The organism is Stenotrophomonas sp. KH_036_B, assembly GCF_057839485.1.
Genome location: NZ_CM174491.1, coordinates 639,039 through 658,843 on the forward strand (window position 1 = coordinate 639,039; position 19,805 = coordinate 658,843).

The window sequence follows — 19,805 nt, forward strand, 5'->3', positions numbered from 1 at the left end:
GAGCCACGCCCTGCGTGGCTGCGCGGCGCCCGAACGGAAAACGGCCACGCAGGGCGTGGCTCTACGGCGCGTCGTCCTGGTCCTGCTCGAATGGCGCGTCATCGCTGACCACCGTCCGGTCATACACCGGTCCGGAGGCCGGCGGTGCCTTCTTCAGCGGCTTGTCGGCGATGATCGCGTCGTACTCGGCCACCAGTTCCACGCGGCGGGCTTCGGGCAGTTCCTGCCAGTGGCAGTCCCGAAGTGCGCCTTCCAGCGAATACAGCAGGTTGAGGCTGGGCTTGAAGCCGGCACGCCTGACCTTGACGAAGGCAGCGACCGCGCCGATGGCGGTCAGCTCCTCGGGCGTGCGCAGACCGACCTGGCGCAGCCAAGCGGCGCTCTTCGGGCCGATGTTGCGCAGCTTGGCGGTCATCCCAGGGCCTCGACGAACACCGCGGCGATCGCTTCCAGACCGGCCTGGTCCTCGGCGTCGAAGCGGGCCAGCGACGGGCTGTCCAGGTCCAACACGCCGATCAGGGTGTCGCCCTTCACCAGCGGCACCACCAGCTCCGAACGCGACGCCGAATCGCAGGCGATGTGGCCCGGGAACGCATCCACGTCGTCAATGCGCTGGGTGATGCGCTGCGAGGCAGCGGCACCGCACACGCCCTTGCTGAGCGGAATGCGCACGCAGGCCGGCAGGCCCTGGAAGGGACCCACCACCAGTTCGGTGCCGTCGAAGAAATAGAAACCCGCCCAGTTCAGCCCAGGCAGCGCGTGGTACACCAGCGCCGAAAGGTTGGCCGCGTTGGCGATGCGGTCGCGCTCGCCGTGCACCAGGGCGCGGGCCTGGGCCAGCAGCTGGCCGTACTGTTCCGGCTTGCTGCCGGTAAGCGTGGAGGTAGTGAACATGGCCGCAGTCTAGCAAGCGCAGCCCACACCGGACCGCCCGGCCACGGAACGCAGCGGTGCCGGTGCGCCACCGCCCTGCCAGCGCCGATAATGGCGGCCCCCTGTCCACCGGCCTGGCCATGACGACCCTTGCCTCCCCGCCCGCCGCGCTTTACATCACCGGTACCGATACCGGCATCGGCAAGACCTTCAGCAGCTGCGTCCTGCTGCACGCGCTGCGCCAGCACGGGGTCCGCGCGGTGGGCATGAAGCCGGTGGCCAGTGGCTGCGAACAGACGCCTGCAGGCCTGCGCAACGAAGACGCGACCGCGCTGCTGGCGGCCAGCGACCCCACCCCGGCCTACGCCGACCTCAACCCGTACGCGTTGCCCCTGCCGCTGGCCCCGGAGCTGGCGGCCGCGGCGGCCGGTGTGACCCTGGCGCTTGCACCGATCGAGGCGGCGTTCGCGCGCCTGCAGGCACAGGCCGACACCGTGGTGGTGGAAGGCGTCGGCGGCTGGCTGGCCCCTCTGTCGACCACGCTGGACCAGTCGCACCTGGTGCACGCGCTGCAGCTGCCGGTGGTGATGGTGGTGGGACTGCGGCTGGGCTGCCTCAACCATGCGCGGTTGACCGCGCAGGCCATCGCCGCCAGCGGCGCGACCTGCATCGGCTGGATCGCCAACGAGGTGGACCCGCAGATGGACCGGATCGACGACAACGTGACGTTGCTGCGCGCGCGCCTACCGCTGCCGTTCTGGGGCCGCCTGCCGTACGCGCCGGGCGCCGATCCGGCGCAGCTGGCGCGGCACCTGCTGGGCTGAGGCCTACCCGCGCGCCTGCGCAAGCAGCGCGCTGGCGAGCCGCCCGACGCTGGCGACGGCGTCCACATACCGCGCGTCCAGGTCCTGGCAGCACGACAGCCGCAGGCAGTGCCGGTAGCGCGCGCCGCGCGAATACACCTGGCCGGGCATGAACACCACGCCTTCGGCCAGCGCCTGTTCGAACAACACACCGGCATCCACCCCGGCGGGCAGCTCGATCCACAACAGGAAGCCACCGCTGGGCTGGGTGGCACGGGTACCCGGCGGGAAGTGCTGGGCGACCAGCGCGCGCACGCGGCGCACCTGTTCGCGGTACAGCCGGCGCAACCCGCGCAGGTGGTGTTCGTAGCTGCCCGCTTCGAGGAATGCGCCGACCGCCTCGCCCAGCAGCTGCGATTCGGCCCCGGTGGACTGGAACTTGAGCAGCTGGATGTCCGCCGCGAAGCGCCCGCCATCGAGCCAACCGATCCGGTAATCCGGCGCCAGCGTCTTGGAGAAGCCGTTGACCACGATCACCCAGCCGTCTTCGTCGAACGCCTTGAGCAGCGGCGCCAGCGGCTCCTGGAACTGCAGCTCGGCATACACCGCATCTTCGATCAGCGGCACGCGGTACTGGTTCACCAGCGCGGCCAGGCGTTGCTTGGCGGCCACCGGCATGGTGCAGCCCAGCGGGTTGTGCACGCTGGGCATGGCCACGATGGCGGCCAGTGCGCCGAGTTCCAGCTGCGCTTCCACGGCGTCGACATCCATTCCTTCGCGCGGGTCGGTGGGCAGTTCGATCGCCTTCAGGCCCAGGTTGCCCAGCAGCGGGTACAGGTTGAAATACGACGGTGCCTCGATGCCCACGGCATCGCCCGGGCGGGTGACGGCGCGCAACGCCAGCTGCAGGGCTTCCATCGCGCCATGGGTGAGCACCAGCCGGTCCACCGTGGTGTGCAGGCCCAGCCGCGGCCCGCGCCGCACGATCTGGTCCAGCAGCCGCCGCGCGCCGTTGGGGCGTGCGTAGGTGCGCACCATCCCCGGCGCGCGGCGCAGTACCTGGACGGTAGCGCGCGCCAGCTTCGTGGCCGGGTAGAAGCGCTCACCGCGCGGCCCCGCGAAGGCCAGGTCGACGATGCCGGGTTGCTGCTGGGCGGCCAGCACCCGGGCCATCATCAGCTGCTGGGTCTGGGTGGTGGCCAGCGACGGCGCCTGGCGCAGCGAGCGGGTCGGCTCGGGAAGGCGCGCGCTGACCACGAACCCGGCCTTGGGCCGCGGCATCACCAGCCCGGCGTCCTCCAGCTGCCGGTAGGCGGCAATGACCGTGTTGAGGCTGAGCTGGCGCTGCGCGGCCAGCCCACGCAGCGATGGCAGCCGCGCCCCGGCGGGCAGGCGACCGCTGTGGATGGCATCGGCCATTTCATCGGCGAGGGACTGGTAGAGATTGGCGGCCATGGGAGATCTGTAACCCTGCGAATCACGGATATCCTGGGCTGTACCTGGGTTGCCGGCAAGCGGGTAGGGTTGACGGGTACGCGGCTCTCTCAACGCGCCGACAACGTCGACACCAACCGCGGCTTCTCCCGGTACAGCTGCGGGTACATCCGCTGCAGGGCCGCCACCTTGGGCTGGTCGTTGATGCGGATGTACATCGATTCCGGATGCAGGGTGAGGTAGTTCTGGTGGTAACCCTCGGCGGCCACGAACGGCTTGCCGCCATCCACCGTTGTCACCACCGGCGCGGCATACGCGCGCGCCTTCTGCAGCTGGACAATGTAGGCACGAGTGGCGTCGCGCTGCGCGGCATCATCGGCGAACACCGCCGAGCGGTACTGCGTGCCGCGGTCCGGGCCCTGCCGGTTGAGCTGGGTGGGGTCGTGCGCCACCGAGAAGAACACCTGCATCAACTGCCCATAACTCACCTGGCTGGGATCGTAGGTGACCTGCACCGCCTCGGCATGACCGGTGCGCCCGCTGCCCACGCGTTCGTAGACGGCGTCGGCGCGGCTGCCGCCGATGTAGCCGGAGACGGCGTTGTCCACGCCCTTGATGTGCTGGAACACCCCCTGCACGCCCCAGAAGCAGCCGCCGGCAAACACCACCTGCGCGCGCTTGCCGGGCAGCATCGGATTGGCGGCGCCGGTGGGCGCCGGTACCGCGACCACCGCTTCGGCGGCGGCGGCGTGCGCAGGCCCATCCAGGCTGACCACGCCGCCGACGATGAGTGCGGCGATGGCCGCGGCGATGACGCCGGCCACCAGTTTGTCGAGTGAAAGTCGCATCTGCGTCTCCTGGTTCAACCAAAGGTAAAGGCGTAGGCCTGCACGCCCGGGTCGAGGAATTCGATCTCGAAGGTGCGTTCGCCGACGTCGCCGGATTGGCGGATCAGCTGGTACAGCCGGTGTTCGTCGACCGTGCCGCTGCCATCGGCAGCCACATCGCCGCCGGCCGCCGCGCCGGGCGCCTGCCCATCGATGCGCACGCGGAAGCGCACCGGTTTGCCGTCCTCACCCGGTGCCAGTACCAGGTGCAGGTCGCGGGCATGGAAACGGAAGGCGATGCGGCCGCCGGCACGTTGCAGCTGCGCGTCTTCGTTGCCTACCGTCCAGCGCCCGGCCAGCGCCCACTGGTTCAGTGCCAGCGTGGTGGGCAGCGCGTAGTCGGCCGCCTGGTCGCGGCGTTGTCCGCCCGGCGAGGCGAAGTTCTCTGCCCGCGCGTGGCCAAGATAGGTCTCCGGCGACTTCAGGTTGCGCATGTCCGCCTGCAGCTCCACGCCGTCGCGTGGCGAGGCGCCGCTCATGGCCATTGCCTGCGCCGGTTCGTCGGGCAGGGTGTGGCCGGCGTCGCGCAGCAGCTGGCGGATGATCTGCTCGGACTGCGCATAGTTGCCCTCGCCGAAGTGATGGGCGCGGATGCGACCTTCCGCATCGATGAAGTAATGCGCCGGCCAGTAGCGGTTGTTGAAGCCGCGCCAGATCGCGAACTCGTTGTCGATCGCCACCGGGTAGTCGATCTTCAGGTCCTTCACCGCACGCTGCACGTTGCCCAGGTTGCGCTCGAAGGCGAACTCCGGCGCGTGCACGCCGATCACCACCAGGCCGTGGTCGCCGTAGCGCTGCTCCCACTCGCGCACATACGGCAACGCGCGCAGGCAGTTGATGCAGGAGTAGGTCCAGAAATCCACCAGCACCACCTTGCCGCGCAGGCCCTCGGCGGTGAGTGGCGGGCTGTTGAGCCAGCCGGTGGCACCGGCCAGCGAGGGCAGCGTGCCTTCCACCGGCAGTGGGGCGCCGGCCGGAACATTGGCCGCCATCATCGCGCTGCCTGCAGCGGGTTGCTGGCCGGGCAGGGCGTCCAGCAGGCCCTGCTCCAGACGCGCGGTGCTTACCGTGGACAGCCGGGTCAGCACCCCGGTGTCCCAGCCCAGCGCGATGGCGACCACCGCCAGCAGCGCGGCCACACCCAGCCCGCGGCGGATCCACTCGCTGGCGCCGAGCCGCTGCTTGAGCGCGCTGAACACCCGCCCGCCGATCCAGATGGCCAGCGCCAGCGAGGTGGCCGCGCCCAGTGCATAGGCAAGCAGCAGGCCGCTGGTGCCCACGCTCGCGCCCTGCAGCGCCGCCCCGGTCAGGATCAGGCCCAGGATCGGCCCGGCGCACGGTGCCCACAGCAGCCCGGTGGCCACGCCGATCAGCAGCGAAGCGCCCGCGCCACCGCGGCCGGCGTCAGTGGCGGCGTCGGCCGATGCGCTCAGGCGCGCGCCCAGCCGCTGGAACGGCGACAGCATGCGGTCGGCCAGTGCCGGCCACAGCAGTGCCAGCGCGAACAGCGCCATCACCACCAGCGCGATCCAGCGCCCGATCTGGTTCGCCTGTGCGACCCACTGGCTGCCCACCGCGGCCAGGCTGGCGACGACGGCGAACATCAGCGCCATGCCGACCAGCAATGGCAGGCCACTGCGCAGGAAGGGGCGGTCGGAGCGGGCGAACACGAACGGCAGCACCGGCAGGATGCACGGGCTGAGAATGGTCAGTACGCCGCCCAGATAGGCAAGGACAAGCAGGAACATGGAGCATCCTTTCAGCTGTGGTGGGGAAACGCCTGCCGGCCAGCGGCCGGCACTACGCGTCGGTGGCGTTTCACGCCGAGGTAAATTGCATTGCCACACCGTTCATGCAGTAACGCAGCCCGGTCGGGCGCGGGCCGTCGTCGAACACGTGGCCCAGGTGGCCGCCGCAGCGGCGGCAGTGCGCCTCGATGCGGAGCATGCCCAGCGTGCTGTCGCGGTCCTCGCCGACGGCGTCGTGCAACGGGGCCCAGAAGCTGGGCCAGCCGGTGCCGCTGTCGAACTTGGTGGACGAAGAGAACAGGGGCAGCGCGCAGCCGGCGCAGGTGAAGGTGCCGCGCCGGTGTTCCTTGTTGAGCGGGCTGCTGAAGGGCCGCTCCGTGCTCTGCTGGCGCAGCACCGCGTACTGCGCCGGGCTGAGCTGTTCGCGCCATTGGGCGTCGGTGCGCATCACCTCGAAACGGCGCGTGGGCGCCGGTGCTGCCGGTGCCGGGCCACTGCACGCGGTCAGGCCGAACAGGCCGGCGGCGGCGCCGATGGCGCCCATGCCCAGCAGTCTGCGACGGGTACAGCGCATGGCCTATCTCCCGGTTTGGAAACGATGGGGCCATGCTGCGCCTCGGCCGATCAACGAATCCTCACGCAGGGTTAAATTTTCCGTGACACATTCAGGGTCGTATTTGCCGACAATGCGTCCACCTTCCTGCCCCTGCCACCGGTCCAATGAGCAGCAGCGCCAAGCGTGTCCTGATCGTCGAGGACGATGTCCACATCGCCAACCTGCTGCGCATGCACCTGCGCGACGAGGGCTATGAGGTCACCCATGCGGCCACCGGCGACGAGGGCCTGCGCCTGCTCGAGGAGCAGTCCTGGAGCGCGCTGGTGCTGGACCTGATGCTCCCCGGCGTGGACGGCCTGGAGATCTGCCGGCGCGCGCGCGGCATGGCGCGCTACACCCCCATCATCATCACCAGTGCGCGTGCCAGCGAGGTGCACCGCATCCTGGGGCTGGAGCTGGGCGCCGACGACTACCTGGCCAAGCCCTTCTCGATGCTGGAACTGGTGGCGCGGGTGAAGGCCCTGCTGCGCCGCGTGGAAGCCATGGCGCAGAACGCACGCATCGATGCCGGCGAACTGGACGTGGCCGGCCTGCGCATCGACCCGGTCGCGCGTACGGCGCAGGTCGAGGGTCGCGCGCTGGAGCTGACCCCCCGCGAGTTCGACCTGCTCTACTTCTTCGCGCGCCACCCGGGCCAGGTGTATTCGCGCATGGACCTGCTCAACCAGGTCTGGGGCTACCAGCACGACGGCTACGAACACACGGTCAACACCCACATCAACCGGCTGCGCAACAAGATTGAACGTGATCCGGCCACGCCGCAGCGCATCCAGACGGTGTGGGGGCGCGGCTACAAGCTGGTCGAGGGCGGCGAGGGCGCGCCGGCATGATCCGGCTGACGCTGTCGCAGCGGTTGTCGGTGGCCTTCTTCGCGCTGCTGCTGGTGTGCTGCGGCGCACTGATGTGGATCCAGATGCGCAGCACCACCGTGCACGAGCAGGAAACCGTGCAACGGTTGTCGCGCGGGCTGGCCGAACACATCGCGCGCAGTGGCGAGCTCATGGATGGCGGCGGCATGCGCAATGGCGAAGTACGCGCGCTGTTCGGCAAGCTGATGGCGGTCAATCCCAGCGTGGAGGTGTACCTGCTCGACGACCAGGGCCGTATCCTGGGGCACGACGCGCCCAGTGGCCACCTCAAGCGCGACCGGGTGGACCTGGCGCCGGTGCAGGCGCTGCTGCGTGATGCGCCCTTGCCGATCCTCGGCGACGATCCGCGCAGCGCCAACGGCCGCAAGGTGTTCAACGCCGCGCCCTTGTTCGTGCAGGGCCGCCAGGCCGGTTACATCTACGTGGTGCTGGTGGGCGAGCAGCGCGAGGCGCTGGCCGCCAACATCGCCGCCAACGCCACGCTGCGCACCACGCTGTGGTCGCTGGCCATCGTGGCGGGCATCGGGCTGCTGGCCGGTGCGGTGACGTTCCGCTGGGTGACCCGGCCGCTGCGCCAGCTGACCCGACGCGTGCAGTCGTTCGACGTGGACGCCGCCGCACCCGCGCAGGCGTTGCCACCCACGCCGCTGCGCGCTGGCGAGCGCGATGAGCTGGCCATCCTGCAGCACAGCTTCGGGCACATGGGCCAGCGCCTGGGCGAACAGTGGCAGCAACTGCGCCAGCAGGACCTGCAACGCCGGGAGCTGGTGGCCAACATCTCGCATGACCTGCGCACGCCGTTGTCCTCGCTGCATGGGTATCTCGAAACACTGGCCTTGAAGGACGCCACGCTGAGCGCGGAGGAGCGCCAGCGCTACCTGGCCATCGCGCTGTCGCAGAGCCACAAGGTGGGGCGTCTGGCGCAGGCACTGTTCGAGCTGGCGCGGCTGGAGCATGGCGGCGTGGTGCTGGACCGCCAGGCCTTCTCGTTGCCCGACCTGGTGCAGGACGTGTTCCAGAAATTCGAGCTGGCCGCGCAGGCGCGCCGGCAGACGCTGGCGGCGGAGATCCCGGCCGGCCTGCCGCCGGTTGATGCCGACCTGGCGCTGATCGAGCGGGTGCTGACCAACCTGCTGGACAACGCGATCCGGCACACCCCCGAAGGCGGCCGGATCACGGTGACGCTGCAGGCGGCGCAGGGCGAGGTGCAGGTAAGCGTGGCCGACACCGGCCCGGGCATTCCGGCGGCGCGGCGCGAGGACCTGTTCCACACGCCGCCGGCGCTGGGCAGCCAGCGCCCGGACAGCGGCGGGCTGGGCCTGCTGATCGTGCATCGGATCCTGCAGCTGCACCAGCGCGAGATCCGCCTGTTGGAGAGCCGCGAAGGCGCGCTGTTCGTGTTCTCGCTGCCCGTCGCGAAGGCACGTGCATGACGTTCGACAGGGCGACCACCGACACTGGGCCCGCGCACACCTGAGCGGTGCAATGATGCCCACACCGTCAATCGAGGAGTAACCCGATGGCCATCGCCGCAAGGTGCCACCGCTGGCTGGGGGAAGCGATATCGCTGGTGTGCCTGTTGGGCACGGCGTGCGGCGCGCTGGCGGCAGAGACCTGTCCGGACACGTCGGCGCTGGAGCCGGGCCGGGCGGTCATCCGCGACCTGCAGCGGATCACCACGCCGAACGGCATCCAGGAGCAGTACGCGACGCCGATCGGGGGCGTGTCGCAATGGCTGACCATTCGCGGCGACGACCGCGCCAACCCGGTGATCCTGTTCGTGCATGGCGGGCCTGCCAGCCCGGCGACGCCGAGCCTGTGGCAGTTCCAGCGGCCGCTGGAGGAATACTTCACGGTGGTGGACTGGGACCAGCGCGGCGCGGGCAAGACCTACGCGGAGGCGACGCCGGAGGCCATCGCACCAACGCTGACGATCGAGCGCTACGTGGACGATGCCATCGAGGTGGCCGAGCACCTTCGCACGCACCTGGGCCAGCGCAAGGTGATCCTGATGGCGCACAGCTGGGGCACCATCGTGGCGATGCAGGCGGCGCTGAAGCGGCCGGACCTGTTCCATGCGTACGTGGGCATCGGGCAGATCATCAACCAGGTCGAGAACGAGAAGATCAGCTTTGATTACGGGTTGGCGCAGGCAAAAGCGCACGGCAACGCCAAGGCGGTCGCGGCGCTGGAGGCAATCGCGCCCTACCCGGGCAACACGCCGATCACGCGCGAGCGGATCATCACGGCGCGCACGTGGCCGCAGTACTACGGCGGGCTCACGGCATACCGGGACGATTCAAACTACTACTTCGGGGCGGCCAAGCTCTCGCCGGAGTACACTGATGCGGACCGCTGCAACCTCGACAAAGGCAGCGTGCTGTCGTTGGGGCCGTTGTTGCCGCAGATGCTGAAGGTGGATTTCAACCCCATCACGCGCTTCCCGATTCCGGTGGTGATGTTCATGGGCCGCCACGACTACACCACGCCGACCGCACCCACCGAGCGCTGGTTGAACAACGTGGACGCACCGTTCAAGCAAGGCGTGTGGTTCGAACATTCGGCGCACATGGTGCCGTGGGAAGAACCCGGCAAGACATTGCTGAGCCTGGTGCAGATCGTGCGGCCGCTGGCGCGGTAGACGCGGCTGCCGGCGGGGCGAGCGCGGGGTGGCATGTGCTTGCCGGCGACAGCGGCTGCCGGTGGGGCGAGCGCGGGGCCGCCATGCCCTTGCCTGCGAATTTCCCTCAACAGCGGCTGCCGGTGGATCGAGCGCCGGGCCGCCTTACCCTTTCCGGCGAATGTCCCCCGGCGTCGGCCTTCGGCCGCCCCCTCCTCCTTTACTTCGCCTACAAGGGCAAGCCGACCCGGCGCTCGACCCACCGGCGTTGGCACCGTGACATCCGCTTTTCCCTGCGAACCGCAAGCCGAGCCCCGTCGCGGCCGGTAGGTCCCTGGCAGTGCCTAAAAAGGGGACGGAGGAGGTTAAGCCTCACCGTCACCGATTAACGTCCTCCGTCCCGGATTTTGCCTTTTCCTGCGAACCGGAAGCCGAGCCCCGTCGCGGCCGGTAGGTCCCTGGCAAAGTAAAGGAGGAGGGGGCGGCCGCACGCCGACGCCGGGGGACATTTGCATAGGGGCCTGCCGGCCGCGGCGGGGCCCTCAACGCTCGCGGCAGATCTGATCGAAGACCATGGCCCCAAGCGTCCAAAAAAAAAGACCCGACAGAGGGAGGGTTCTGTCGGGTCCTGGATTGCGTGGGGGGAGGGACCCACGCAAATTCACTTGATGCAATGCAGCATACGCCGATTGTGGTGCGTTGCAACAAATTTTTGCCGACGTGGTCCGGTTTCTGAAAAAACCAGCTTCTATCAATGACTTGGATGAGGCCGGTGCTGCGGGTCGTCGTCTTCTCAGCCTCGGTACCGGCAGCCGGACGTGCAGGTCTCATGCACGGTCACTTCGCTCAGCGCGGGCAGGGTCGGCTTGAGCTCGTTCCAGATCCAGATCGCCAGGCGTTCGCTGGTGGGGTTTTCCAGACCGGGAATGTCGTTGAGGTAGTGGTGGTCCAGGCGGTCGTAGATCGGCTGGAAGGCCGCTTTGACGTCGCCGAAATCCATGATCCAGCCGGTGTGTTCGCCCGGCTCACCCTCGACCTTGAGTTCCACGCGGAACGAGTGGCCGTGCAGGCGCGCGCACTTGTGGCCCGCCGGCACGTTGGGCAGGTGGTGGGCCGCTTCGAGGGTAAAGACTTTGAAGATTTCCATGGGCGCATTGTACGGCCTGCGGCGCGGGCGATCCGCCGCCGACAGGAACGGTTGCAGCAGAAAACATATCCATCCGGATGAAGAGATGTTACTTTTCGTTATATCCGCATGAAGCGATGTTATTGGCTCGTTAATGGCCCGGCATGGACTACTGCGGAACTTGTCGTCCACCACCCCCATAGAGTTCATGCCCAAGCACACCCTTCTTGTGGCGGCGCTTTCCGCCGCTCTGGCTACGCCTTTGTCCGCGTTTGCCCTCGACGCCGCCGCCGCCGATGCGGCCAGCCCCGATGCCGCCGCCAGTGGGGAGAGCACCACGCTCGCCGCCGTGCGGGTGACCGGCTCCAACATCAAGCGCACCGACACCGAAACCGCCAACCCGGTGCAGGTGATCGGCCGCCAGGAGATCGAAGCGACCGGCAAGGCCACCGTCGCCGATCTGCTGCGCTCGATCTCCGCCAATACCGGCAACGCCAACAACGAAACCACCAACAACGGGTGGGCCTCGGGCTCGGCCGGCATCGGCCTGCGCGGCCTGTCGCAGAAGAACACCCTGGTGCTGCTCAACGGCCGCCGCCTGGCCAACTACGGCTTCCCGGCCGGCGGCCTGTCGGACACCTTCGTCAACCTCAACGCCTTGCCGATGGTGGCCGTCGAACGCATCGAAGTGCTCAAGGACGGCGCGTCGGCCGTGTACGGCTCCGACGCGGTCGCCGGCGTGGTCAACATCATCACCCGGCAGAACTTCCAGGGCGCCGACCTCGGCGGCAGCGTCGGCACGTCCGACCAGGGCGGGCTGGACGAGCAGAACCTCAAGTTCATCGGCGGCATCGGCGACCTGGACACCGATGGCTACAACATCCTGGTCAGCCTGGAAGGCTACAACCGCGAGCGCCTGGACCAGGACCAGCGCGACCTGACCAAGTCGGGCATCTATACCGACCAGCCCGGTGGCCGCTGGAACGGCTGGTCGGCCAAAGGCGCGCGCTTCCTGGTCAACGGCACCTCGGTGCCGATGCTCGACGCCAACGGGCAGTGCCCGGAGAACACCACCTTGGTGCCCAGTGCGCCGATCGACGGCCTGCCCGGCAACACCTGCGGTTACAACCTGGCGCCGTACACCACCCTCATTCCCTCCACCAAGCGCTACCAGGCCTACGTCAACGGCACCTTCAAGGTGAACGACAACGTGGAAGCCTTCGGCGAGGTGATCTACAGCGAGATCAAGGGCGTGTCGTGGTTCGGCAGCAGCCCGTTCTTCACCCTGGAAAGCGGCCGCTTCGCGCTCAACGCCGATACCGGGCTGGCCGAGCCGGTGTCGTCCAACCTGCCGGCGAGCAGCCCGTTCAATCCGTACGGGCGTGCGATTCCGATCGAATACACGTTCTTCAACCTCGGCCCCACCATCAAGACCAACCGTTCCACCGCGTATCGCGGCGTGTTCGGCCTGCGTGGCAGCCTGCAGGACTGGGACTGGGAAGTGGGTGCGTTCGGCGCGCGCAGCAGCGAACGTGAGACCGTCTCGGGCGGCTTCGCCAACCGCTGGACCCTGGCCGATGCGCTGGCCACCGGCAGCTACAACCTGCTCGATCCGTCGGCCACCCCGCAGTCGGTGATCGACGGCATCAACCTGAGCACGCTGCGCCCGGCCGAGTCCGTGCTGCAGGGTGTGGACGCCAAGATCTCCGGCGGGCTGGGCAACACCTGGGCCGGTCCGATCGGCTTCGCCGCCGGTGTCGAATGGCGCCGCGAGAAGCTGGATTCGGAGAACCCGTGGCAGATCGATGCCGGCCTGCAGGTACGCCCGGCCATCGCCGAGGTGCATGGCGAACGCAAGGTCACCGCCGCGTATGCCGAAGTCAACGTGCCGCTGGCCGACCGCCTGGAGCTGCAGGCCGCCGCGCGCGCCGACCACTACAGCGATTTCGGCGACGCCTTCTCGCCCAAGCTGAGCCTGCGCTGGCAGCCGTTCGACATCCTGCTGGTGCGTGCCGCGGCGTCCAAGGGCTTCCGCGCACCGTCGCTGTCGGAGAACTCCAACAGCACCAGCATCGCCTACGGCAGCGTGATCGATCCGCGCGACCCGGACGTGCCCGGCTCGCGCCAGAACCCGACCTTCTTCACCGTCGGCAACAGCGACCTGAAGCCGGAGCGCACCAAGAGCTACAACCTGGGCCTGGTGCTGTCGCCGTGGTCCAACACCAGCCTGAGCGTGGACTACTACCGCATCGAACTGGAGAACCTGGTCGGCACCAACAACACCCAGACCCTGGTCACCAACGATGTGCCGGGCGCGGTTACCCGCGACGAGCGCGGCAAGCTGCTGGCGGTGTTCAACCGCTACCAGAACCTGAGCGAGCTCAAGACCTCCGGCTTCGACGTCGAACTGCGTCAGCGCTTCCCGACCGACGCGGCGGGCAACTTCTCGCTGTCCACCGCGTTCACCCACGTGCGCGATTACAGCCGCCCCACCGTGGTCGGTGGTCCGCTGGTGGACTACGCCGGCAGCAACCTGGGCGCCACCCTGCCCAAGAACAAGGCGACCACCACGCTGGACTGGTCCTACGCCGACTTCCGCACCGCGCTGACCTGGTACTACACCAGCGGCTATGACCAGAAGGCCAGCGCCACCGCCAGCGCCGTGCAGGACCGGGTGGATGCGTACAGCCAGTTCGACCTCTACCTGGCCTACACCGGGCTGGAGAAGCTGACCCTGTACGCCAAGATCCAGAACCTGGCCGATGAAGAACCGCCGTACGACGCCTCGTTCCCGGGCATCCGCGCGCCGTACGACTTCAGCCAGTACGACCTGCGTGGCCGCTACTTCACCGTCGGCTTCGACTACCGTTTCTAAGAGGGGTTGCTGTGTCCTTGTTCCGTGGTTTGTCGCGTCCCATCACCTGGCTGGTGGGCTCGCTGTGGCTGTTGGCCGCACCGGCGTTCGCGCAGAACGCCTACTTCTTCCCGCAGGGCGGGGAGTTCGATCCGGCCATTCCCACCCCGCAGCAGTTCCTGGGCTATGAGATCGGCAGCCGCTACACGCGGCATGACCAGTTGGTGGCCTACTTCAACGAGCTTGCCAGGCACTCCGACAAGATCAAGGTGGAACAGATCGGCAGCAGCTACGAAGGGCGCCCGCTGCTGATCGCCACCGTCACCTCGGCGCAGAACCAGCAGCAGCTTGAAACGCTGCGCCGCCAGCACGTGACCCTGGCCGACCCGGCACAGCCGCTGTCGGCGGCCGGCAACAGCCCGGTGGTGGTGTGGCTGGGCTACAGCGTGCACGGCAACGAGACCTCCAGCGGCGAAGCCGCGCTGCTCACCGCGTATTACCTGGTGGCCAACCGCAGTGCCGACACCGCCCGCTGGCTGGACCGCGCCGTGGTGCTGTTCGACCCGGCGCAGAACCCGGACGGTCGCGACCGCGCCGCCAGCTGGCACAACGCGTATGCGTCCTCGCCCGCGTCCGCCGACCCGGCCGACAAGGAGCACGTGGAGCCGTTCCCGCAGGGCCGCACCAACCACTACTTCACCGACCTCAACCGCGACTGGCTGGCGCTGACCCAGCAGGACACGCGGCCGAAGATCGCTTACTTCCACCAGTGGTATCCCAACGTCCAGATCGACTTCCACGAGATGGGCAAGGACAGCACCTACTACTTCGAACCGTCGCCGGCGAGCATGCACAGCCCGCTGCTGCCGGCGTCGTCGTATGAATTCAACAAGACCCTCGCCAAGTACCACGCACAGTCGCTGGATGCGCTGGGGTCGCTGTACTACACCGGCGAAAACTTCGACAACTTCTCGCCCGTGTACGGCTCGACGTATCCGGACTTCCACGGCGCGGTCGGCGTCACCGTCGAGCAGGCCAGTTCGCGTGGACGCGTGCAGGAATCGGTCAACGGCCTGCTGACCTTCCCGTTCACCATCCGCAACCAGGTCGCCACCGGCTTGGGCACGGTGCGCGGTGCGGTCACCGAGCGCGATGGGCTGCTCAAGCTGCAGAAGGCGTTCTTCCAGTCCGCGCTGAAGCAGGCCAACCAGCAGCCGGTGAAGGCATTCGTGTTCGGCGACGGCAACGACCCGGGCCTGACCCGGCGCCTGCTCGACCTGCTGCTGCAGCACCAGATCACCGTGCAGGCGCTCACCTCGACGGTGACCGTGGACGGCCAACGCTTCGAGCCGGGCAGCGCCTACGTGGTGCCCACCGCGCAGCCACAGTTCCGCCTGGTGCATTCGATCTTCGCCGACACGCCGCCCATCAAGGGGGACGTGTTCTACGGCAGCACCTCGTATGCCATTGCGCCGGCCTACGGCCTGGCGTTCGCCGGCAGCCGCAGCCGCATCGCCGGTGGTGAACGCATCAGCGCATTGCCCGCCGCGCACGGCGGGGTGAGCGGCGGACAGGCGGGCTATGCCTATGTGTTCGACTGGCGCGATTACAACGCCAGCCGCGCGCTGTACGCGCTGCAGGCCAAAGGCGTGCTGGCGCGCGCGGCCTTCCAGCCGTTCACCGCGAGCACCGCCACCGGCGAGCATGCCTTCGCCCGCGGCAGCGTGGTGATTCCGGTGGCCGGCCAGGTGCTGGCCGGCGATGCGTTGCTGGCCGCCGTGGACGATGCGGCGCGCAGCAGCGGCGTGCAGGTGCACGCGCTGTCCAGCGGCCAGAGCCGCAGCGGCATCGACCTGGGCAGCGACAGCGTCAAGTCGCTGCGCAAGCCGGCGGTGGCCCTGGTGATGGGCGAGGGCGTGAGCGCCACCGAGATCGGCTCGGCGTGGTTCCTGCTCGACCAGCAGGTGCAGCTGCCGGCCAGCAAGCTGGACCCGTCGCAGCTGGGCAAGGTCAACCTGGACCGTTACACCTCCATCGTGCTGGCCGGTGGCACCTACACCGGTGTGGACGCCGCCGCCGTGGCCGCCCTGAAGCGCTGGATCAACGCCGGTGGTTCGCTGGTGACCTACGGCAGCGCCGCGAAGTGGGCGATCGAGCAGAAGCTCAGCGATGAGGTGCTGGGCGCGGAAGAGAAGGAACCCGCTGGCGCCCGCCGGGCGTTCGGTGACCAGCGCGACATCGCCGCGATCGAACGGGTCAGCGGCAACATCCTCAGTGCGGATGTGGATACCAGCCACCCGCTGGGCTTCGGCCTGCCGCGCACGCAGCTGGCGGTGAACAAGGAAAACGGCATCAGCTTCAAGCCGAGCCGCAATCCGTTCTCCACCGTGGTGCGCGTGGACGAGGCACCGCGCGTGAACGGTTATCTGTCGGAGAGCAACCGCAGCCGCGTGGCCGGGTCGGCGTGGCTGCTGGTGTCGCCGCAAGGGCAGGGCAACGTAGTGCTGTTCGCCGACGATCCGGCGCACCGCAAGTACTGGCACGGCACCGAGCGGCTGCTGTTGAACGCGGTGTTCTTCGGCAACCTGCTGAACCCGACCAAGCCGCGGGGGTAATTCCCGCCCGGCCCGGACGTCCCGTGGGACACGCATGGCGTGTCTCTACGCGGGCCGGATTGCGTAGTGACACGCCATGCGTGTCATCGCAAACCCAAAAGAAAAGGGCGACGCAATGCGTCGCCCTTTTCTGTGTTCAATCCGCGAACGGATCAGGCCGGACGGCCGCCGCCGCCCTGGCTGCGCCCGCCACCGCCTCGGCGCTGGCCCTGCGGCTGGCCGCCGCGCGGCGCACCGTTACCGGCACCACGGCTCGCACCGCGACCGGCACCGTCACGCTGGCCGCCGCCGGTCTTGGCACCGGCATGCGCATGACGTGGCGCGTCACCGTGCGGACGGCGCGCGTGCGCGGTCCGGCGCGGCGCGCGATCGCCACCCGGCACTTCGGCCTTGCCCGGCGCGCTGTTGCCCCAGCGGATCGGGGTCTGCGGCTCGAAGCCGGGCACGTCGCGGATGTCCATGTCCTTGTCGAGCAGGCGCACGATCTGGCGCAGCAGCTTGGCCTCGTCCTGCGCCACCAGCGAGATCGCCTGGCCGGTCGAGCCGTTACGGCCGGTACGGCCGATGCGGTGCACGTAATCCTCGGCCACCATCGGCAGGTCGTAGTTGATGACCTTCGGCAGTTCGTTGATGTCGATGCCACGCGCGGCAATGTCGGTGGCCACCAGCACGGTCACACGACCGGCCTTGAAGTCACCCAATGCACGCAGGCGCTGGCCCTGGCTCTTGTTGCCGTGGATCGCCGCGGTCTTGATGCCGGACTTCTCCAGGAACGTGGCCAGCTTGTCGCAGCCGTGCTTGGTACGGCCGAACACCAGGGTCTGCTCGCGGCTGTCCTGGGACAGCAGGTGCAGCAGCAGCTCGCGCTTGCGCGGGCCATCGACCGGGTGCACGCAGTGCTTGATGGACTCGGCCACGGTGTTCTTCGGGGTGACCTGGATCTGTTCCGGGTCGCGCATGAACTCCAGCGCCAGCTGCTTGATGCTCTCCTCGAACGTGGCCGAGAACAGCAGGGTCTGGCGGTTCTGGCGCGGCAGCTTGGCGAGGATCTTCTTGATCGACGGCAGGAAGCCCATGTCGAGCATGCGGTCGGCTTCGTCCAGCACCAGGATCTCGATACCCGACAGGTCGACGCTGCGACGCTCCAGGTGGTCGATCAGGCGGCCCGGGCAGGCCACCAGCAGGTCCACGCCACGGCGCAGCACGTCGAACTGGTTGCCCATGCCGACGCCGCCGTAGATGCAGGCGCTCGGAATGCGCAGGTACTTGCTGTAACCGCGCAGGCTGTCATGCACCTGGGTGGCCAGCTCGCGGGTCGGGGCCAGCACCAGCGCACGCGGCTTGCGCGGGCCGTTCACGGCCTGCGGGTTGGTGCCCAGGTGCTGCAGCAGGGGCAGGCCGAACGCGGCGGTCTTGCCGGTACCGGTCTGTGCGCCGGCCAGCAGGTCGCGACCGGCCAGGGCGAGCGGGATCGCCTGCTCCTGGATCGGGGTCGGGTTTTCATAGCCCTGCTCGGACAACGCGCGCAGCAGGAACGGGGCAAGGCCCAGGTTTTCAAAAGACATCGGGTGGAAGCTCCAAAGACGAAGTAACGCCAGGCCGAATGGCCGGACGCAAGGCAGATCGTGGTGATCGGCTGACTCGGAGCGTTCCCGTAAACCGCGCTGCGAGAATTGGGTGCAGCCGGCGCGGTGCGCAGACTGGAATGCATGACGAATGGCGTCGGAGTGGGGGCGGGCGAGGGACGGAAATCCCGGTCGCCGGCGATCCCGAAGGGAAACGGACGGCCGCTGCAGACAATAGGAGTATAGGAGAAATCATGCGGCGCATCAATTTTCCCCATTCAGCTTTGTAGAGCCACGCCCTGCGTGGCTGCGCGCCAATTCGCGGTCATGAACGTCTGAAGGGTGGCTTATACCCCCATTCCGCTTTGTAGAGCCACGCCCTGCGTGGCTGCGCGCCAACTCAGGGTCATGAACGCCCGATGCGTGGCGTCGGCCGTTGCTAAACGTCGGAAAGGGGAGGGGGCATCTTCAGGTTCAGCGGCCCCGGATCCTTGTGCCGCGCTTCGCGCGGTCTCCACGCAGGGCGTGGATCTACGCGGTGTTGGCGCGAACGCCGTGGGGCAGCCCGGCGCAGAGGATCCACGCGGCATTGGAAAGCGCGCGCGGACAACCCGGCGGAGTGGATCCACGCGGCCTTGGCGCGGACGCGGGGATAATGCGGCGCAGCACCAGCCGGATGATGGCAGGGCACTGCGGGCTCCCCGATCGTTTAAGGTGGTTTCGTGCCGCATCGCAGCTTGGCAGCACCGCGCATTTGGTTACACTCGAAACCTATTTTTCTGCGATCCCGGATACCCACCCATGAAGCTTGGTTCTTTGAAGGAAGGCGGCCGCGACGGCACCCTGATCGTGGTCTCGCGCGACCTGCGCCACGGCGTGCGCGCCACCGGGATCGCCGCCACGCTGCAACAGGCGCTGGAAGACTGGAGCCACCTGGCGCCGCGCCTGAACGCCTTGTCCGAATCGCTCAATGACGGCAGCGCCGATGGCGTGTTCGACATCGACCTGCAGGCGCTGGCCGCGCCGCTGCCGCGTTCCTATGAATTCGTGGATGGCAGCGCCTACCTGCCGCACGTGGAGCGCGTGCGCCGCGCCCGTGGCGCCGAGGTGCCGGAAAGCTTCTACACCGACCCGCTGATGTACCAGGCCACCAGCGCCGGCTTCCACGGCCCGCGCGATGCAGTGAAGGTGGTCAGCGAGGACTACGGCATCGACCTGGAAGCCGAGCTGGTGGTGATCACCGACGACGTGCCCATGGCGGTCACCGCCGAGCAGGCGGCCGGTCACATCCAGCTGGTGGGCCTGGTCAACGACGTGTCGCTGCGCAACCTCATTCCCGGCGAACTGGCCAAGGGCTTCGGCTTCCTGCAGTCCAAGCCGCGTTCGGCGCTGTCGCCGGTGTTCGTCACCCCCGACGAACTGGGCGACGCCTGGCAGGACAGCAAGGTGCACCTGCCACTGGTGACCCACGTCAACGGCGCCTGGTTCGGCGCGCCCGAGGCGGGCGTGGACATGCAGTTCAACTTCGCCCAGCTCGTGGCGCATGCGGCCAAGACCCGCCCGCTGGGTGCCGGTGCGATCGTCGGGTCGGGCACCATCGCCAACGAAGACACCGGCAAGGGGGCCTCGTGCTTCGCCGAACTGCGCACCGTGGAAACCCTGCGCGACGGCAAGCCGAGCACGCCCTTCATGTCCTTCGGCGACGTGGTCCGCATCGAGATGTTCGATGCGGCGGGCGAGAGCATCTTCGGCGCCATCGAACAGCGCATTGAACAGGCCCAGCGGCCCTGAGCAT

Annotated in this window: 14 protein-coding genes and 1 pseudogene; 7 read left to right on the forward strand and 8 right to left on the reverse strand. The window is 68.4% G+C overall.

What is annotated here, in order from left to right; translation table 11 throughout:
• Window positions 1–61: 61 nt before the first annotated feature.
• A complete protein-coding gene (locus tag AC3ITN_RS02865) occupies window positions 62–415 on the reverse strand; it encodes a TfoX/Sxy family protein (protein ID WP_313348154.1) in 354 nt (117 codons plus the stop codon).
• The gene (locus AC3ITN_RS02870; protein WP_313348152.1) at window positions 412–894 is read right to left on the reverse strand and encodes a GAF domain-containing protein; all 483 of its coding nucleotides are present in this window, start codon (window positions 892–894) and stop codon (window positions 412–414) included. The genes AC3ITN_RS02865 and AC3ITN_RS02870 overlap by 4 nt, the downstream gene beginning before the upstream one ends.
• A 119-nt stretch (window positions 895–1,013) precedes the next feature.
• Here AC3ITN_RS02870 and bioD point away from each other — a divergent pair, with 119 nt between their 5' ends.
• Window positions 1,014–1,697 (forward strand): dethiobiotin synthase, encoded by a 684-nt coding sequence (bioD, locus tag AC3ITN_RS02875; RefSeq protein ID WP_313348150.1) that lies wholly within the window; start codon window positions 1,014–1,016, stop codon window positions 1,695–1,697.
• A 3-nt stretch (window positions 1,698–1,700) separates the two neighbouring features.
• On the opposite strand, the gene AC3ITN_RS02880 is transcribed toward bioD, so the two are convergent.
• The 4 genes and pseudogenes from AC3ITN_RS02880 to msrB form a co-directional block, all read right to left on the reverse strand.
• Window positions 1,701–3,131: an aminotransferase-like domain-containing protein gene (locus tag AC3ITN_RS02880; protein WP_489392018.1), complete on the reverse strand. Its 1,431-nt coding sequence runs from the start codon at window positions 3,129–3,131 to the stop codon at window positions 1,701–1,703.
• Window positions 3,132–3,220: 89 nt separating this feature from the next.
• Window positions 3,221–3,958, reverse strand: coding sequence for a peptide-methionine (S)-S-oxide reductase MsrA (msrA, locus tag AC3ITN_RS02885; protein WP_489392019.1), 738 nt, complete (start codon window positions 3,956–3,958; stop codon window positions 3,221–3,223).
• 14 nt (window positions 3,959–3,972) lie between these two features.
• Window positions 3,973–5,745, reverse strand: coding sequence for a cytochrome c biogenesis protein DipZ (locus AC3ITN_RS02890; protein WP_489392866.1), 1,773 nt, complete (start codon window positions 5,743–5,745; stop codon window positions 3,973–3,975).
• A gap of 21 nt (window positions 5,746–5,766) precedes the next feature.
• Window positions 5,767–6,319, reverse strand: a pseudogene (msrB, locus tag AC3ITN_RS02895) (peptide-methionine (R)-S-oxide reductase MsrB); the annotation flags it as partial.
• Window positions 6,320–6,465: 146 nt separating this feature from the next.
• On the opposite strand from msrB, the gene AC3ITN_RS02900 reads away from it, so the two are divergent.
• From AC3ITN_RS02900 to AC3ITN_RS02910, 3 genes are all read left to right on the forward strand, one after another.
• Window positions 6,466–7,191 (forward strand): response regulator transcription factor, encoded by a 726-nt coding sequence (locus AC3ITN_RS02900; protein WP_489392020.1) that lies wholly within the window; start codon window positions 6,466–6,468, stop codon window positions 7,189–7,191.
• On the forward strand, window positions 7,188–8,663 hold the full coding sequence (locus AC3ITN_RS02905; RefSeq protein WP_489392021.1) for a sensor histidine kinase: 1,476 nt from the start codon (window positions 7,188–7,190) through the stop codon (window positions 8,661–8,663). Before AC3ITN_RS02900 ends, AC3ITN_RS02905 begins: the two co-directional genes overlap by 4 nt.
• An 86-nt stretch (window positions 8,664–8,749) precedes the next feature.
• A complete protein-coding gene (locus tag AC3ITN_RS02910; RefSeq protein ID WP_489392022.1) occupies window positions 8,750–9,871 on the forward strand; it encodes an alpha/beta fold hydrolase in 1,122 nt (373 codons plus the stop codon).
• 772 nt (window positions 9,872–10,643) lie between these two features.
• Here AC3ITN_RS02910 and queD read toward each other — a convergent pair.
• On the reverse strand, window positions 10,644–10,997 hold the full coding sequence (gene queD, locus AC3ITN_RS02915) for a 6-carboxytetrahydropterin synthase QueD (RefSeq protein ID WP_214905071.1): 354 nt from the start codon (window positions 10,995–10,997) through the stop codon (window positions 10,644–10,646).
• A gap of 187 nt (window positions 10,998–11,184) precedes the next feature.
• On the opposite strand from queD, the gene AC3ITN_RS02920 reads away from it, so the two are divergent.
• Both AC3ITN_RS02920 and AC3ITN_RS02925 read left to right on the forward strand, forming a co-directional pair.
• Window positions 11,185–13,851, forward strand: a complete 2,667-nt coding sequence (locus AC3ITN_RS02920) for a TonB-dependent receptor (protein ID WP_489392023.1) — start codon at window positions 11,185–11,187, stop codon at window positions 13,849–13,851.
• Window positions 13,852–13,880: 29 nt separating this feature from the next.
• Window positions 13,881–16,445, forward strand: a complete 2,565-nt coding sequence (locus AC3ITN_RS02925) for a M14 family zinc carboxypeptidase (RefSeq protein ID WP_489392024.1) — start codon at window positions 13,881–13,883, stop codon at window positions 16,443–16,445.
• Between the two features lie 152 nt (window positions 16,446–16,597).
• Here the strand turns inward: AC3ITN_RS02925 and AC3ITN_RS02930 are convergent, their stop codons facing one another.
• Window positions 16,598–18,010 (reverse strand): DEAD/DEAH box helicase, encoded by a 1,413-nt coding sequence (locus AC3ITN_RS02930; protein WP_489392025.1) that lies wholly within the window; start codon window positions 18,008–18,010, stop codon window positions 16,598–16,600.
• A gap of 801 nt (window positions 18,011–18,811) precedes the next feature.
• On the opposite strand from AC3ITN_RS02930, the gene AC3ITN_RS02935 reads away from it, so the two are divergent.
• Window positions 18,812–19,801, forward strand: a complete 990-nt coding sequence (locus AC3ITN_RS02935; RefSeq protein WP_313349010.1) for a fumarylacetoacetate hydrolase family protein — start codon at window positions 18,812–18,814, stop codon at window positions 19,799–19,801.
• The last annotated feature ends 4 nt before the right edge of the window (window positions 19,802–19,805 follow it).